Origin of the sequence: Mesorhizobium sp. Root695 (genome assembly GCF_001428185.1) — a bacterium.
Classification (GTDB): domain Bacteria; phylum Pseudomonadota; class Alphaproteobacteria; order Rhizobiales; family Rhizobiaceae; genus Mesorhizobium.
Window position 1 is genome coordinate 109,125 of sequence record NZ_LMHO01000010.1, and the last position, 14,612, is coordinate 123,736.

Sequence of the window (14,612 nt, forward strand, 5' to 3'; positions counted from 1 at the left end):
GCGCAGACTCGGAGCGGTAGAAAAATCTCGCGGCGGACCTTAATCAGTTCGCCAAGTGGCCGGCGCGGGCTCAGGCAACTGCCTCACCGGCATTCGCGCCGGCCATTTCTGCTTCACTTGCGAATGATCCAGGCGACGAGGCCGCTGTCGACATGCGCGCTGTGCGTGAGTTTGCGCACCAGGGCCTTGGCGTGATTGGTCCATTGCGCCTCGGGGATGAGGCGTTCGGCGATGGATGTCTTGAATGCCCTTCGCAACGCATGGAAGGTAAGCGCGGGCACCGGGCCCGTGGGGTCTTCCATTGCATTGCTTCCAACGGGGGCGGGAGCACGCTGACCATCGCCCATACAGTGGCCAGCGACAGCGGAACCATGCGCCCTGTGGCCGCAGTGGTCCACCGCCCGGCGCCGCACGTTTTGCGCCGTCCATGAAATGTGGGATCTGGCGAAGCGCGCGGGCGGCAGATGCCGGCGCGTCCCGCGCCGCCCCCCGGGCGCTGACGCGCGTTGCCTTCTCCCCTTGTGGGAAGGTCTAAAGCGCCGGCGCTTCAGCTTTCAATCCACACCTTCTCGAAATGCTGCTCCAGCGCCTGGTGCTGTTCGCAGCCCTCGACGCCCTTGCGATAGGTACGGAACACTGAGCGCCAGTAGGGTTGGATGATGATGCCTGAGTCGCGCAGATTCTGTTCGATCTTGCCCATGATCTCCTTGCGCGCCTTGGCGTCCGGCGTCGCCAGCGCCTTGTCGAGCAGCGTGTCGAATTCGGGGTTGGCGTAGGCGCTCTCGTTCCAGGCGGCACCTGACTTGTAGGCCAGCGCCAGCACCTGGACGCCGAGCGGGCGGCCGAGCCATTCTGTGCAGGAGAAGGGGTATTTGCTCCAGTCGTTCCAGAAGGTGGCGGCCGGCAGCACGGTGCGCTTGATCTTGAGACCGGCCTCGCGCATCTGCGCGCCGATGGCGTCGCCGGTGCTCTTTTGCCATTCGACATCGACGGAGATGAGCTCGAACTCGTGGTCGGCCTTGCCAGCCTCGGCAAGCAGCTTCTTCGACTGATCGACGTCGCGCCTGGCCGGGCCGATATCGGCATATTCGGGGTGCATGGGGCCGACATGGTGGTTGTCGGCGGGCTTGCCGCGGCCGCCGAGGCCGAGAGCCAGCACGGCGGAATTGTCGACGGCGAGCTGGGCGGCGCGGCGCACCCTGGCGTCGTCATAGGGCGCGTTGCCGACATTGAAGCGGGCGACGATGGTCGAGCCGGTGGCGATCTCGGAATTCATCAGCCCCATCTGCTCGGTCTGCGAGACGGCGTCGGAGGCGGTTTCGTGGTCGGTGTCGATCTCGCCGGATTCGAAGGCCGACAGCATGGCGTTGGGGTCGGAGCCGTAATCGACCCATTTGATGCCGTCGAGGTGGAATTCGCCCTTCCACCATGGCTTGTCCTTGCGCTTGACCTCGGCGCCGGTCTCGGCATCCCAGCTGACCAGCTCGCACGGGCCGGTGGTAATCGCCAGCGCCTTCAGCGGATCCCCGTCGCCCTCATAGGAGCGGTGCATGATCAGCGCCGGATAGTCGGCCATGCCGGCGATCAGCGAAATGTCGGGCTTTGGCAGGTTCAGCTTGATGGTGAAGTCGTCGACCTTGGCGATGCCGCCGTCGACGACCTTCTTGGTGTCGGCGTTGACCAGCGTCCCCATGCGCGCGGCGACCGAATTGCCGGGCACCGAGGCATCGCACCAGCGGGTGAGGTTGTGGATGACATCGTCAGCGTTGAAGGCATCGCCGTTCGACCAGGAGATGCCCTTGCGCACATGCAAGGTGAGCGTCCTGGCGTCGTCGCTCGCCTCCCAGCTCTCGAGCAGCCAGGGCTCGAAGGAGAAGTCGGTGTTCCAGCGCACCAGATATTCGTTGCAGTGGCGGGCGACGTTGGACATTTCGACGCCGTCGAAGGTGCGCGGGTCCTTGAAGCCCTTGACGTTCATGGCGACGCGCAAGACGCCGCCCTTCTTCGGTTCCGCCGCGCGGGCAGGGGTGGTGCTCAGACCGCCCAGCGCCAGCGCGCCGGCAGCGCTGACGCCGAGGCCGGCCATCAAAGCAAGATACTCGCGGCGGTTGATGCCGCCGGTCTTGAAATCGTCGGCAACGGGCTTGGCCTTCGGGTGCAGTTTGCGGTCGGTCAGCATGAATTTCATCGTCGTTCCCCTGTTGTTGGGCGCCCCGGCCGATCGACAGACGCGGGGGCGGACGCGACCGCCGGGACGCCATTGCCTGGGGCGATGATAAAGCGGCGTGACGGTGAGGAGTGTTCGGTTTTCCGCAGTGATTGTGCGGCGCTCCGCCGGCGGCACCTCAGTAAGGCCACTCACCCCGGCCCAGCGCTGCCACCGCCGCCACGATCCGCGCAAACGCTTCCGCCGCCGCCGGCAGGGTCGTGCGGGCGCGCAGGAAGCTGTGCACGAGGCGCTTTTCCTCGTGCCACCAGGCCTTGCCGCCGGCGGCCAGAATGCGGTCGCGATAGGCCTCGCCGTCCGACGACAGCGGGTCGCATTCGGCGGTGACGATCACCGTTGGGGGCAGGCCGGAGAAGTCGGTGTCGCGCAAAGGCGAGAAGGTCGGGTCGTCCAGTGATTGCCGCTTGGCCGAGCGGACGTCGCGGTAGAAGGCGACGTCGGCCACGGACAGCAGCGGCGCCTCGGCGTGTTCGATGTAGGAGCCGGCGGTCTCGTCGCCGCCCAGGCCGGGATAGATCAGCACCTGGCCGATGGCGGCGCTGACATGGCGGCGCGTCGCCTGCGCCACCCCAGCCGCCAGATTGCCGCCGGCGCTTTCGCCGCACAGCACCAGCGGCAGATCGGTGGTCGCGGCTGCCCATTCGAAGGCGGTGACGGCATCGTCGAAGGCGGCCGGATGCAGATGCTCGGGCGCCAGCCGGTAGTCGACCGACAGCACGTCGAAACCGGTGCCGGCGCAGAGCTCGGCGCAGATGTCGTCATGGCTCTCCAGCCCGCCAAGGATGAAACCGCCGCCGTGGAAATAGAGCACCAAGGCCCTCGCGGCCCTGCCGGCAAGCTGGTAGCGCCGCACCGGGATGTCGCGGCCGGCGGCGGCGATCAGACCGTCGCTGGCCTTGACGCCGGGCGGGCGGCCCTGGTGGAAGGCCCGGCTCATCCTGTCATAGACGGCACGCTGCTTGTCGATCGGCAGGCCGAGGATTTCGGGCGGATACCAGGCGTTGACGGCGTCGATATAGGCCCACAGAGCGGGGTCGAGCCTTGTTTCGTATTTGCCGCGAGTCATGCTTTCGGCGGTCATAGATCGGCGTAGAGCGCGGCCGCGTTGTCGAAGCTGAAGCGCAGCGGCACCGAGCCTTCGACCTGCCAGACGGTGACGGTCTCGCCGGCCAGCAGCCGGCAGGCGCCGTCGGTGTCGGTGACGGCGCCGCCATAGAGCCGGTTGGCGAGGTTGAGGATGCCGGTCTGGTGCATGGCGGCGCTGCCGCTGCCGCAGGCATCCTTGACCAGCAGCACGCGAAAGCCCTTGGCCACCGCATCCTTGACCGTGGCGTCGATGCAGGCCTCGGTCCACACGCCTGATACAACCAGCCATTCGATGCCGGCCGACTTGATGTCGCAGGCCGCCGGGCCGGAGCGGAAGGCGCTGGCCTCGGCCTTGACCAGCAGCGCCTCGCCCTTGATCGGCGCCACCTCAGGGCAGATCTCGGTCAGCGGATCGCTCTTGTCGGAAAAGGCCGACTTGCCGTCCTCGCCGACAGGATGAAACGGCCGGTCCTGCTTGTCGAGATCGACGATGTAGGCCCAGTGATAGAGCGGCACATGGTTTTGCCGCGCCGCCGCCTGCAGGCGCTGGACGTGGGCGAGGACGCCGGCAAAGCCGTCGACAAGGTAGCGCTTGTCCTGCCGGTGCTCCTCCTGCAGGTCGATGAAAACAGCGGCCACCGTGCCGCGCTTGATAGCGATGGGAGCCTTCACGCGAGAAACTCGTCCTCATAGGGAAAGCGCGACAGGAGTTCGGTGCCGGTGTCGGTGATCAGGATCTCGTCCTCCAGCTTGACGCCCTCGCGGCCGCCCTTTTCGCCGATATAGCTTTCGACGCTCACCACCATGCCTGGCACGATATGACCGTCGCGGCCATAGGTCTCGTAATCCATGGCATGCGCGATGAACGGCGTTTCGCCATGCATGCCGACGCCGTGCATGACCGAGGTGTAGCGCTGGTCGACGAAACGGTCCGGGATCTTCCACGCCTTCTCGGCAATCTCGCGGAAGGCCATGCCGGGTTTGACGATGGATATGTTGTGCTGAACCTGGTCATGCGCCATGCGGTAGAGCGATTTCTGGTAAGGCGTCGGCTTGCCCGGCCCGCAGCGGAAGGTGCGCGAGAAATCGGAATAATAGCCGTAGCAGCCGATCGTGTCGGTATCGAGCGCCAAAAGTTCGCCGGGCCGGATCTTGCGGCCGCTGGCCTCGTTGAACCATGGGTTGGTGCGCTGGCCGGAGGTCAAGAGCCGCGTCTCGATGAACTCGCCGCCCTGGCGGATCACCTCGCCATACATGATGGCGAACAGGTCGTTTTCGGACACGCCGGGCTTGATCGCCTCGCGCACGGCGTAGACGGCGGCCTCGGCGCCGGCCATCGATACCTGCAGGCATTTGACTTCCTCCGGCGTCTTGACCGCGCGCACGGCCAGGATTTCGCCCTGGCAATCCTTGACCTCGCAGCCGCGCTTTTCCAGGGCCAGCGCCTGCAGATGGCTGCAGCGGTCGAGGCCGAGCTTCATCGAGCCGCCGCCGTGCTGCTTCAAAAGCTCGGCGATCTCGTCGGCAAAGGGGCCGGCGGTTTCGTCGTCGCGGCCTGACACCGACGACCACACGAGCTTGGAAGGCCGCGCCTCGTCGATCGTGTCGAGCACCATCGAGACATGGTAGCTCTGCGGGTATTCGAACAGCACGATCGGCCCGTCGGTGGGCACGAAGAAATAGCGGGTCGAGTTGCGCAGGAAATAGCCGAACATGTTGCGCGAGCCGGTGGCATAGCGCTGGTTGTAGGGATCGAACAGCACGACGCCGCCATAGCCGGCCTCGCGCATCCAGCCGCGCAGCTTGGCCAGCCGGCCCTTGCGCAAGGCGTCGGCGTCGATGAAGGACGGCTCGGTGTCCGACAGCCACATGCCGCCGGCCGGGTCCGCGGCGGCCGGATGGCGCATGCGGTCCTTGAAGTCCACGTCCTCGGTGCTGTCGGGGTCGAAAACGACGATGCTCATGGGTGTGCGGCCTTGGCTGGGTTGCGAGGCCGGAGCATGGCGCAGGAGACGCGAAAGCATTGTGCGGAAAACCGCGTGTGTTGTGCGGGATGCCGCTGGCAAGTCGGTTGCGCCGCGATCCTTCGCGCCCCCCTCTGCCCTGCCGGGCATCTCCCCCACGAGGGGGGAGATTGGCAGCGTCGCCCGCCACGCTTCACTCTTCAATTCTGGCGATTGGCGAAAGCGCCGGTGACAGCCGATCTCCCCCCATGTGGGGAGATGTCCGGCAGGACAGAGGGGGGGGCGCTGTCCCGCCAACGTCCCACCCGTCAGCGAGCGCAAGCTAATGCCTCCTCGCCAGCTTCGGCGGATGCCCATGCTCCTCGCGAAAGGCCCGGGCAAAACTCGACATCGAGGCGAAGCCGCAGGCGAGCGCGACGTCGCGCACGGCGAGCGTCGAGTGCGCCAGGAGATCCGCGGCGCGTTTCAACCTGAGCCGCCGGTAGTAGCCATTGGGCGAGATGTCGAGTTCGGAGCGAAAGGAGCGTTCGAGCTTGTCGGAGGAGACGCCGAGCTTCGCGGTCAGCTCGGCCATGCCGAGCCGTTCTTCCACCGCTTCCTCCATGATGGCGATGGCCGACAGCACCAGTTCGTTCTGGACGCCGGTGCGCAGGCGAAGCGGCATCATCTTGCGGTCGATGCTGGAACGCAGCTGGCTGTGCACGAACCATTCGGCGACACCGGCGGCAAGCTCGGCGCCGTAGTCGCGGGTGACGATCTCCAGCATCATGTCGAGGCTGCCGACGCCGCCGGCCGAGGTGAAGCGCTTGCGGTCGATGACATAGAGGTCGCGCCGGAGCTCGATGTTGGGGAAGGCCTCGGTGAAGGCCGCCTGGCTGGTCCAGTGCAAGGTGCAGGCATGGCCGTCGAGCAGGCCGGCCCGCGCCAGGAAGAACGCCGCATCCGCCACCGCGCCGATATGGGCGCCACCCCGCAGGCTCTTGCGGATCCAGCTTGCCGCATCCTCGGCGACGAGGTGATCGGCATCGCCGCCCGAGCAGACGACGATGCGGTCGACCTTGGGAGCATCCTCGGCATAGAAGCCCGGCTGGATGACGACGCCGTTCGAGGCCTCGACCGATCCTTTCGTGCCGCCGACGATGATCCAGCGATAGCACTGCCGCTTGGCCAGGATATTGGCGGCGCGCAGCGGCTCGATGACGGAGCTGAACGCCATCATCGGAAAGCCGGGGAACACCAGCACAGCGAAGGTGAGGGGTGTCTCGGTGGGTTTGGGTGGTTCGCGCGTGGCCATGGGGCGCTACACTTCGGGCAGATGGGGTTCGGCGTCAATTGGGTCGTTGGCCGGTCAGTTCATCATGCGAAGTCAGCAAGTTGATTTGAGCTTCTAATCCCCCAGCGCCTGGTCCAGATCCGCGATCAGATCATCGCCATCCTCGATCCCCGCCGACAGACGCACCAGTGAATCCGATATGCCGATCTCCGCCCGCTTCTCGGCCGGAATCGAGCCATGCGTCATCAGCGCCGGGTGCTCGATCAGGCTTTCCACCCCGCCGAGGCTTTCGGCGAGCGTGAACAGCTGCGTGCGTTCGAGGAAGCGTTTGGTGCCGGCGAGGTCGCGGTCGAGCACCGCCGTGATCATGCCGCCGAAGGCATGCATCTGGCGCTTGGCGATATGGTGCTGCGGATGGCTGGCGAGGCCGGGATAGATGACGCGGCGCACGTCGGGGCGCGCTTCCAGCCACTGCGCGATCTTGAGGCCATTGGCGGAATGGCGCTCCATTCTGAGCGCCAGCGTCTTGAGGCCGCGCAGCGCCAGAAAGCTGTCGAACGGGCCCGATATGGCGCCGATGGCGTTCTGCAGGAATTTCAGCTGGGTGGCTAACTCCTTGTTGTCGCCGACTATCGCCACGCCGCCGACCATGTCGGAATGGCCGTTGAGATATTTGGTCGTCGAGTGGACGACGATGTCGATGCCGAGTTCCAGCGGCCGCTGAATATAAGGGCTGCAGAAGGTGTTGTCGGCGACCGACAAAATCCCATGGCGCTTGGCGAGGGCGGCGACGCCTTCGAGGTCGACGATGCGTAGCAGCGGGTTGGTCGGGGTCTCGACCCAGAGCATTTTCGTCTCGGGGCGGATCGCGGCTTCCACGGCGGCCAGATCGGTGAAATCGACGAACGAGACCTGCAGATTGGCGGAGCGTTTCCGCACCCGCTCCATCAGCCGGAAGGAGCCGCCATAGATGTCGTCGGTGGCGACGATGTGGGCGCCGGAATCGAGCAGTTCGAGCACGGTGGCGATCGACGCCAGGCCGGACGCGAAGGCGAAAGCGGCCGAGCCGCTTTCCAGGTCGGCGACCGCACGCTCGAAGGCAAAGCGCGTCGGGTTCTGGCTGCGGGCATATTCAAAGCCCTTGTGCACGCCGGGCGACTGCTGGGCAAAGGTCGAGGTGGCGTAGATCGGCACCATCACCGCGCCGGTCAGCGGGTCGTGGCTCTGGCCGCCATGGATGGTGCGCGTCGAGAAGGCCAGGCGATTCTTGCCCGACTGTGAAGTCTTGGTGTTCATCGTGCGCGCCTCAAATGGTTGATCAGGTCGATGCGAGTTATCAGGCCGACGAACTCGTCGCCGTCGAAGATGATGGCGACCTCGTTGCGGTCGAACACCGGCAGCAGCGCGTCCAGCGTCTGGCTGGCCTGCAGCGTGTGCAGATTGGAGGTCATCGCCGTGCGCACCGGTCCGTTGAAGCGCTCCCAGCGGCCTTCATAAGGACCGTCGACATGAGCAAGGATATCGCTTTCGTCGACGATGCCGACAAGCTTGCCATTGTCGAGCACCGGCAACTGCGAGACATCGGAGCGGCGCATGCGGCCATAGGCGTTGAGCAGGCTTTCGTCCGGGCCGACGGAGACCGTGTCGCCGGTGCGGTGCGAGCGCATCACCAGATCGCGCAGATCGCCATGCTGCTCCTGTTCGGCCAGCCCCTGCTCGGCCAGCCAGAAATCGTCGAACACCTTCGACAGATATTTGTTGCCGCTGTCGCAGACAAAGGTGACGACGCGCCTAGGCACCGTCTGCTCGCGGCAATAGCGCAAAGCCGCCGACAGCAGCGTGCCCGACGACGAGCCGGCCAGGATGCCTTCCTTGGACAGCAGGTCGCGCACCGCCAGCATGCTTTGCTTGTCCGGGATGGAATAGGCCTTCTTGACCAGCGACAGGTCGGCATTGGGCGGTACGAAATCCTCGCCGATGCCTTCCACGGTCCATCTGCCGGCCTCTTCCATCTTGCCGGTCTTGATCAGCGGCGCCAGCACCGAGCCTACCGGATCGGCCAGGATCATCTCGGTCTTCGGCGACACTTTCGCGAAGTAACGGCCAAGCCCGGTCAGCGTGCCGCCGGAGCCGACGCCGACGACCACCGCGTCGACATCGCCGTCGAGCTGCGAAAAGATTTCCGGACCGGTCGTGGTTTCGTGCGCCAGCGGGTTGGCCGGGTTGGCGAACTGGTTGGCATAGAAGGCGTCGGGCGTTTCCGCCGCGATCTTCTCGGCCATGTCCTGATAGTATTCGGCATGGCCCTTGCCGACATCGGAACGCGTCATGCGCACCTCGGCGCCGAGCGCGCGCAGATGCTGGATCTTTTCGCGCGACATCTTGTCTGGCACGACCAGCACGATGCGATAGCCCTTGGGGATGCCGACCTGCGCAAGGCCAAGGCCGGTGTTGCCCGCCGTCGCCTCGACAATGGTGCCGCCGCGCCTGAGCTTGCCCTCCCGCTCGGCCGCCGCAATCATCGACAGCGCGATGCGGTCCTTGATCGAGCCGCCGGGATTCTGGCTTTCGAGCTTGATGAACAGCCGGCATTTGCCGGTGTCGAACTTGGTCAGCTCGACGACCGGCGTCTGGCCGATCAGGTCGAGAACCGACTTGTAGGGCGGACGCAGGCGGGACAATTCGTCGGGTGCGGCGATCTCGTGCTCGCTCATATCGATGCTCCATGACCAAGCGACCGCCTCGTGGCAGAGCGGCAGCGTATCCTCTTTTCCAGTCCTTTGCAGTCGGAAAGAAGATAGATCGTGCCAATGAACTGGCCAGATGAGGAATGAAATTCCGGGGTTGGCCCGGTCAGTGGGGCACGCCCCCTGCAACCGCTTCACCCCAGCAGCTGCTTGCTCAGCCTGGCACACTGCACCCGGATATCGGGAATAGCGTCGATCTCGAAAAAGGTGCCGCGCGTCAGCGGGCCGACGGCGAGGATCTTGGCGGAAACCGCGCCATCGCTGGCGATGGTCTCGCAATTGGCCGAGACGTCGAGGCCGATGCGCAGCGGGTCCGGCCGGGCCAGGCCGCGATCGACCAGCGAGCGCACGACGCTGTTCGACGAGGTCGAGATGTCCCTGACGATGCCCGAGCAATCGTAGATGCGGGCGACCTCGAAGGTCTCGAGGCGCTGGGTGTGGCGTGACTGGACCTGGACGGTGAATTCACCACCCTTGGCGATGTCGACGACGCGCCCGGCGACCAGGCGGATGCGGCCGGATTGGACGGCCTCCGTGACGCGGGCGTAGACCTCGGGCGCCATGCGATGGCGGTGGATGTCCCACCAGGCCTTGGTGTGTTCGACAAAGCGGCGCTTGGCGGAAGCGGGCCAGTTCTGCCAGATCTTCTGGTTGAACGGCCGCAGGCCGTCGACGACGTCGCGCCAGTCGATGCCGGCCTTCTGGTTCTCCTTGATCAGGTCGCGGAACCAGCCGACGAAATAGGACAATTGGGTGCCGAGCGGAATGTCGGCGACGTCGAGCTTGATCGGATTGCCCTTGCGATGCGGCGAGGGCAGCAGGCCACGCCGCGACACCGCGATGATGTCGCCGCGATGGCCGCGCTGTTCCAGCGCCAGGAACGCGTCGACCATGCTGAGGCCGGTGCCGAGCACCATGACGCTTCTGTCGGGATCAAGCGCTGTATCGGCTTCCGAGCCCATCCTGATGGCATGGCCTTGCGCCGGCTCCTCGTCATGACCGGTAGCCAGCACGGCCAGATGCGCAACCACGCTGGTGCCGTTGGCCAGCGCCACCTCGACGCCGGACGCTGTGGGGGTGATCGAGAGGCTTTCCTCGCGGACCAGGCGAAGCCGCCCTGTCTGCTTTTCCCGCGCTTCCAGATCGTCCAGCAACTCGCCGAGGTAACGGGCATAGATGCTGCGTGGCGCGTAGACCGGTGCCTGTTCGGGGGTTGCAAAGCCGCGCTCCAGCAGCCAGCGCCAGAAATTACCGGGATCGTCGGCATAGGCGCTCATGCCGGCGGCGCTGACGTTCAGCACATGTGCCGACAGCAGCGTCGAATAGGCGATGCCCTGGCCGAAATGCGGGCGCTTTTCGATCAGCGTGACGCGCAGGTCGGGATTGGTCGATTTCAGGAGATGTGCGGCCAGCACGACGCCGCTGGCGCCGCCGCCGACAATGATGATCGAGTTGGCGCGCCCGGTCATGCGCGCACCAGCAGTGCCAGACTCAGGCCTGGACCTTCATGGCGACCGGCAGGTCGTCGATGTCCCTCGCGACCGAAAGGTCGTCGAGGACCATGTCGCGCATTTCGGCGAGGCTGCGCTGATCGAGCACCTCGGCGATCGCCTGCCGAACCTCGAGCATCAGATGTCGGACTTGGCATGTCGCCTCGTCGCAATCTTCACAGCGCTGGTATTGGGTGCGGCTGGCGCAAGGGATCGGCGCCAGCGGTCCGTCGAGGACGCGCACGACATGGCCGACCTTGATCTCGTCGGCAGGGCGCGCCAGGCGATAGCCACCATCCTTGCCCTTGCGGCTCTGGACGAAACCGGCATTGCGCAGCTAGCGTCATAATGTACAAGCCGAAGACTGTTGATTTTACTTCGTTTTCAAGCCGCAGTAGCCGTTTTGTCGGGCCTCTGTGCCCTTGAGAGCGCAAAAATGCGCTTTGATGGCAGCGGGATGGCAAATGGTCCTCCAGAGCCGGATGTAGCTTGCATCGACTCACGCGACGGCAAAAGCCGATCCATGCCGCGAGCTATCATGGTGATGTGGTGACCGCTCATCGCCGGCTCAAACTCCCTCATATCGATAAGATTACTATACTTACCCCCAAACACGCGGAACGCATTTTCAAATCCGCACCTGTTTGAGGCATGGATTTGCCTGGCGGGGGTCCAGAGGGGGAATTCTCGTTCGCGGGTGGCTTGGCGATGCAGCGAACCTTCGCGTCTCTTTGTCCTGCGGGCAGTTGCCTTGACCCGCATCGAGATGCAGCAATTGCTGGAACGCATCTGGCTGGCGCAGAAGTTCACCACAGTGCTGGTCACGCATGATGTCGCCGAGGCGGTTGCGCTCGCCGACCGGGTCGTGGTGATCAGCGCCGGCAAAATCGCGCTTGATCTGGATGTGCCCGTCGAACGGCCGCGGCGGCGCGGTTCGGTCGAGCTTGCCCGCGTGGAGGGCAAGATACTGGATCGGCTGTTCGGGTAGGTCTGTCGGGGACAAGGCATTCGGAGTTGGCCGAGGCTTCCCCCTGCTTCGTCACGTATGGGCAAAGCAAGGCGCTGGCCGCGCGTCGGATCGCCAGCGCATGAGCTCGCGCCTTTCCTCTCCCCCGTCGAACGGGGTAGAGGTGTCGAGCGAAGCTCGACGGAGTAGGGGTCGACCTTTCATCGAAGCTCACACCCTACCGGTTCGCCCAGACCAGCCCCACCAGGCCAACCAGCATGGTGACGATGCCGATATAGAGCCATTGCGACTGGCCGGTCATGAAGCTGCCGCCAATCACGCCGATGCCTTGCAGCGACCACAGCGCGCCGATGGCAAGCACAATCAACGCCAGCAGATTTTTGGTCAGTCTCATTGCCGGATCTCGCTTTCGAAGTCGATCGATTGCGGCGCCATGGCCGCGATGAAAGAGCCAAAGGAAGTGGCGCGATTGCGTCGACATTTACTTGGATATCTATGCTCGATCTTGTCAAACAAATTCCGGATATCGGCGCGAAGATCATCATCAATTGATCTCTTCTTGCCGGAAAATCCCTGACAGACTGTTACCCAATGACTCTAAACGTGTGCCGCTGCCACGGAACCGCCAGATCATTGCCGCATTTCCTGCCTTATTTGGCACCTAACGGCTGGGGTCTGTCAAAGAACGGAGCCATCCCTCAACATGAAGAACTCAAAACAGACCGTGCTTGTCGCGGTAACGATCGCTGCTGGCCTAATGGTCGGCGCTTCTTCGGCAACCGCCGCCGCCCAGTGCGGCCGTGCCTCGTGGTATGCCCTGCACTCCAAGACCGCATCGGGCGAGCGCATGAACCCGTCGGCGATGACCGCCGCCCACCGCACTTTGCCCTTCGGCACCAAGCTCAGGGTCACCAACAAGAACAACGGTCGCAGCGTCATCGTGCGCATCAACGATCGCGGCCCGTTCATCAAGGGTCGCGTGCTCGACCTGTCGAAGGGTGCGGCCGGCCAGCTCGGCTTCATCGGCTCCGGCCACACCGCCGTGTGCATGGCGCGCGTCTGATGCGACTATTTCCTGGACCATGATCTCTGCCGAAAACCGGAATCCACTTCTCGGGATCATGGTCGAGTGTCCGGCAAGAGGGGCCGGACACATTACTTACACATTTCGCAGCCGCACACTGAGCCGGCTGGCGCCGTTCAGGGCCGATTCCCAGTGCCTTGACCCAAAGAAACATTGGTCACGCCGCGTGACGTATTGCATCGCAGCAATTAGTTGTTAACTTCGCCGCGAGACATTCAAGGCTCGGCGCTGCTCGTCGTCCCTTCGGTCGCAGGCAGCAGCGGGGTTCTCGATGTTCTACCAGCTCTATGAAATGAACCACGCTGCCTTGCAGCCGGCGCGTCTCTATGCCGACTCGGTGCGGCTGTTCTACACCAATCCGCTCAATCCGTTTTCCCATACGCCCTGGGGCCGTTCGGTCGCGGCGACCGCCGAATTGTTCGAGCGCACCACGCGCCGCTACGGCAAGCCGACCTTCGGCCTCGACAAGACAGTGGTCGACTGGAAGAGCGTCGAGGTCACCGAAAGGACCGTCTGGTCGAAGCCGTTCTGCAAAGTCGTCCGCTTTGAACGCGCCATTCCTGCCGGGCGCAGGCCGGATCCGAAGCTTTTGATCGTGGCGCCGATGTCGGGCCACTATGCGACGCTGCTGCGCGGCACGGTGGAAGCCATGCTGCCCCATGCCGACGTGCACATCACCGACTGGGTCGATGCCCGCATGGTGCCGCTGGCCGACGGCAGTTTCGATCTCGACGACTATGTCGACTACGTCATCGACATGCTGCATGCGCTCGGACCCGACACGCATGTGATGGCGGTGTGCCAGCCTTCCGTGCCGGTGCTGGCCGCCGTGGCGCTGATGGAAACGAAGGGCGATCCCTTCGTGCCCTCCACGATGACCTTGATGGGCGGGCCGATCGACACCCGCAGCAATCCGACCGCGGTCAATTTGCTGGCGCAGGAAAAGGGCATCGACTGGTTCCGCGACAATGTCGTCATGAATGCGCCCTGGCCGGTACCGGGCTTCGGCCGCGAGGTCTATCCAGGCTTCCTGCAGCTTTCCGGCTTCATGAGCATGAACCTCGACCGCCACATCATCGCCCACAAGGACTTCTTCATGCACCTGGTGAAGCATGATGGCGACAATGCCGAGAAGCACCGCGATTTCTACGACGAGTATCTGGCGGTCATGGACCTGACGGCGGAGTTCTACCTGCAGACGGTCGACACCGTCTTCGTGCGCCAGGCCTTGCCCAAGGGCGAGATGACGCATCGCGGCACCAGGATCGATCCGTCGGCGATCCGCAACGTCGCGCTGTTCACGGTCGAGGGCGAGAATGACGACATTTCCGGCCTTGGCCAGACCAAGGCGGCGCATGATCTGTGCCCCAACATTCCTGCTGAGCGGCATGCCCACTACATGCAGCCGGCGGTCGGCCATTACGGCGTATTCAACGGCTCGCGTTTCCGCTCCGAGATCGTGCCGCGCATCGTCGACTTCATCACCAGCTATGGCCGCCAGGAGCGTGTCGCGGTGAAGCCGAAGCTTGTCCGTACCGCCAAAAGATAATGCGCATCGCCCAAAAGCATGGCCTCGGGCCGACCCGAGGGCGTAGCGATTTTGAGAAATGACGTGCCTGGAACAAGGCTTAACGGCGCCAATCCGGCAAAAACCGGCCGGCTGGCCGATTCTGTTGCACAATAGACGCGGTGCTGCCCCCCGGGTAACCATGCCGACAATCCGACCGTCGTCGTAATTGACACGGACTGTAAATCCCCCTTAACCTTTCGTTAA

At 64.4% G+C, this 14,612-nt stretch carries 12 protein-coding genes and 2 pseudogenes; 3 read left to right on the plus strand and 11 right to left on the minus strand.

Going from position 1 to position 14,612, the window contains the following annotated elements:
* Positions 1-113: 113 nt before the first annotated feature.
* From ASD99_RS11975 to ASD99_RS12020, 10 genes and pseudogenes are all read right to left on the minus strand, one after another.
* Positions 114-302: a hypothetical protein gene (locus ASD99_RS11975; protein WP_057143791.1), complete on the minus strand. Its 189-nt coding sequence runs from the start codon at positions 300-302 to the stop codon at positions 114-116.
* A 245-nt stretch (positions 303-547) separates the two neighbouring features.
* A complete protein-coding gene (locus ASD99_RS11980) occupies positions 548-2,188 on the minus strand; it encodes an ABC transporter substrate-binding protein (protein WP_057143792.1) in 1,641 nt (546 codons plus the stop codon).
* A 157-nt stretch (positions 2,189-2,345) separates the two neighbouring features.
* The gene (locus tag ASD99_RS11985) at positions 2,346-3,293 is read right to left on the minus strand and encodes an alpha/beta hydrolase (protein WP_082583256.1); all 948 of its coding nucleotides are present in this window, start codon (positions 3,291-3,293) and stop codon (positions 2,346-2,348) included.
* Between the two features lie 11 nt (positions 3,294-3,304).
* Entirely contained in the window at positions 3,305-3,985 is a 681-nt protein-coding gene (locus ASD99_RS11990; protein WP_057143794.1) for an isochorismatase family protein, read from the minus strand.
* Complete coding sequence (locus tag ASD99_RS11995; protein WP_057143824.1) at positions 3,982-5,277, minus strand: M24 family metallopeptidase; 1,296 nt, start codon at positions 5,275-5,277, stop codon at positions 3,982-3,984. The genes ASD99_RS11990 and ASD99_RS11995 overlap by 4 nt, the downstream gene beginning before the upstream one ends.
* Before the next feature lie 322 nt (positions 5,278-5,599).
* Positions 5,600-6,571, minus strand: coding sequence for a GlxA family transcriptional regulator (locus tag ASD99_RS12000; RefSeq protein ID WP_056585499.1), 972 nt, complete (start codon positions 6,569-6,571; stop codon positions 5,600-5,602).
* Between the two features lie 93 nt (positions 6,572-6,664).
* Positions 6,665-7,846: a trans-sulfuration enzyme family protein gene (locus tag ASD99_RS12005; RefSeq protein WP_057143795.1), complete on the minus strand. Its 1,182-nt coding sequence runs from the start codon at positions 7,844-7,846 to the stop codon at positions 6,665-6,667.
* Entirely contained in the window at positions 7,843-9,264 is a 1,422-nt protein-coding gene (locus ASD99_RS12010; protein WP_057143796.1) for a pyridoxal-phosphate dependent enzyme, read from the minus strand. The genes ASD99_RS12005 and ASD99_RS12010 overlap by 4 nt, the downstream gene beginning before the upstream one ends.
* A gap of 167 nt (positions 9,265-9,431) precedes the next feature.
* The gene (locus tag ASD99_RS12015; protein ID WP_056585505.1) at positions 9,432-10,766 is read right to left on the minus strand and encodes an FAD/NAD(P)-binding protein; all 1,335 of its coding nucleotides are present in this window, start codon (positions 10,764-10,766) and stop codon (positions 9,432-9,434) included.
* A gap of 22 nt (positions 10,767-10,788) precedes the next feature.
* A pseudogene (locus ASD99_RS12020) lies at positions 10,789-11,124 on the minus strand (RrF2 family transcriptional regulator); the annotation flags it as partial.
* A gap of 411 nt (positions 11,125-11,535) precedes the next feature.
* Between ASD99_RS12020 and ASD99_RS12025 the strand changes: the two are divergent.
* Positions 11,536-11,775, plus strand: a pseudogene (locus ASD99_RS12025) (ABC transporter ATP-binding protein); the annotation flags it as partial.
* Positions 11,776-11,971: 196 nt separating this feature from the next.
* Here ASD99_RS12025 and ASD99_RS34075 read toward each other — a convergent pair.
* On the minus strand, positions 11,972-12,148 hold the full coding sequence (locus ASD99_RS34075) for a hypothetical protein (RefSeq protein ID WP_164482288.1): 177 nt from the start codon (positions 12,146-12,148) through the stop codon (positions 11,972-11,974).
* A gap of 309 nt (positions 12,149-12,457) precedes the next feature.
* On the opposite strand from ASD99_RS34075, the gene ASD99_RS12030 reads away from it, so the two are divergent.
* A complete protein-coding gene (locus tag ASD99_RS12030) occupies positions 12,458-12,817 on the plus strand; it encodes a septal ring lytic transglycosylase RlpA family protein (protein WP_056585512.1) in 360 nt (119 codons plus the stop codon).
* Positions 12,818-13,109: 292 nt separating this feature from the next.
* Positions 13,110-14,387: a polyhydroxyalkanoate depolymerase gene (locus ASD99_RS12035; RefSeq protein ID WP_057143798.1), complete on the plus strand. Its 1,278-nt coding sequence runs from the start codon at positions 13,110-13,112 to the stop codon at positions 14,385-14,387.
* The last annotated feature ends 225 nt before the right edge of the window (positions 14,388-14,612 follow it).

What these genes read in the sequence shown, in the direction of transcription:
- ASD99_RS12005 (WP_057143795.1), bottom strand. Translation starts at nt 7,846, where the DNA reads ATGAACACCAAGACTTCACAGTCGGGCAAGAATCGCCTGGCCTTCTCG.
- ASD99_RS34075 (WP_164482288.1), bottom strand. Translation starts at nt 12,148, where the DNA reads ATGAGACTGACCAAAAATCTGCTGGCGTTGATTGTGCTTGCCATCGGC.
- ASD99_RS11975 (WP_057143791.1), bottom strand. Translation starts at nt 302, where the DNA reads ATGGAAGACCCCACGGGCCCGGTGCCCGCGCTTACCTTCCATGCGTTG.
- ASD99_RS12030 (WP_056585512.1), top strand. Translation starts at nt 12,458, where the DNA reads ATGAAGAACTCAAAACAGACCGTGCTTGTCGCGGTAACGATCGCTGCT.
- ASD99_RS12035 (WP_057143798.1), top strand. Translation starts at nt 13,110, where the DNA reads ATGTTCTACCAGCTCTATGAAATGAACCACGCTGCCTTGCAGCCGGCG.
- ASD99_RS11980 (WP_057143792.1), bottom strand. Translation starts at nt 2,188, where the DNA reads ATGAAATTCATGCTGACCGACCGCAAACTGCACCCGAAGGCCAAGCCC.
- ASD99_RS12015 (WP_056585505.1), bottom strand. Translation starts at nt 10,766, where the DNA reads ATGACCGGGCGCGCCAACTCGATCATCATTGTCGGCGGCGGCGCCAGC.
- ASD99_RS12000 (WP_056585499.1), bottom strand. Translation starts at nt 6,571, where the DNA reads ATGGCCACGCGCGAACCACCCAAACCCACCGAGACACCCCTCACCTTC.
- ASD99_RS12010 (WP_057143796.1), bottom strand. Translation starts at nt 9,264, where the DNA reads ATGAGCGAGCACGAGATCGCCGCACCCGACGAATTGTCCCGCCTGCGT.
- ASD99_RS11995 (WP_057143824.1), bottom strand. Translation starts at nt 5,277, where the DNA reads ATGAGCATCGTCGTTTTCGACCCCGACAGCACCGAGGACGTGGACTTC.
- ASD99_RS11985 (WP_082583256.1), bottom strand. Translation starts at nt 3,293, where the DNA reads ATGACTCGCGGCAAATACGAAACAAGGCTCGACCCCGCTCTGTGGGCC.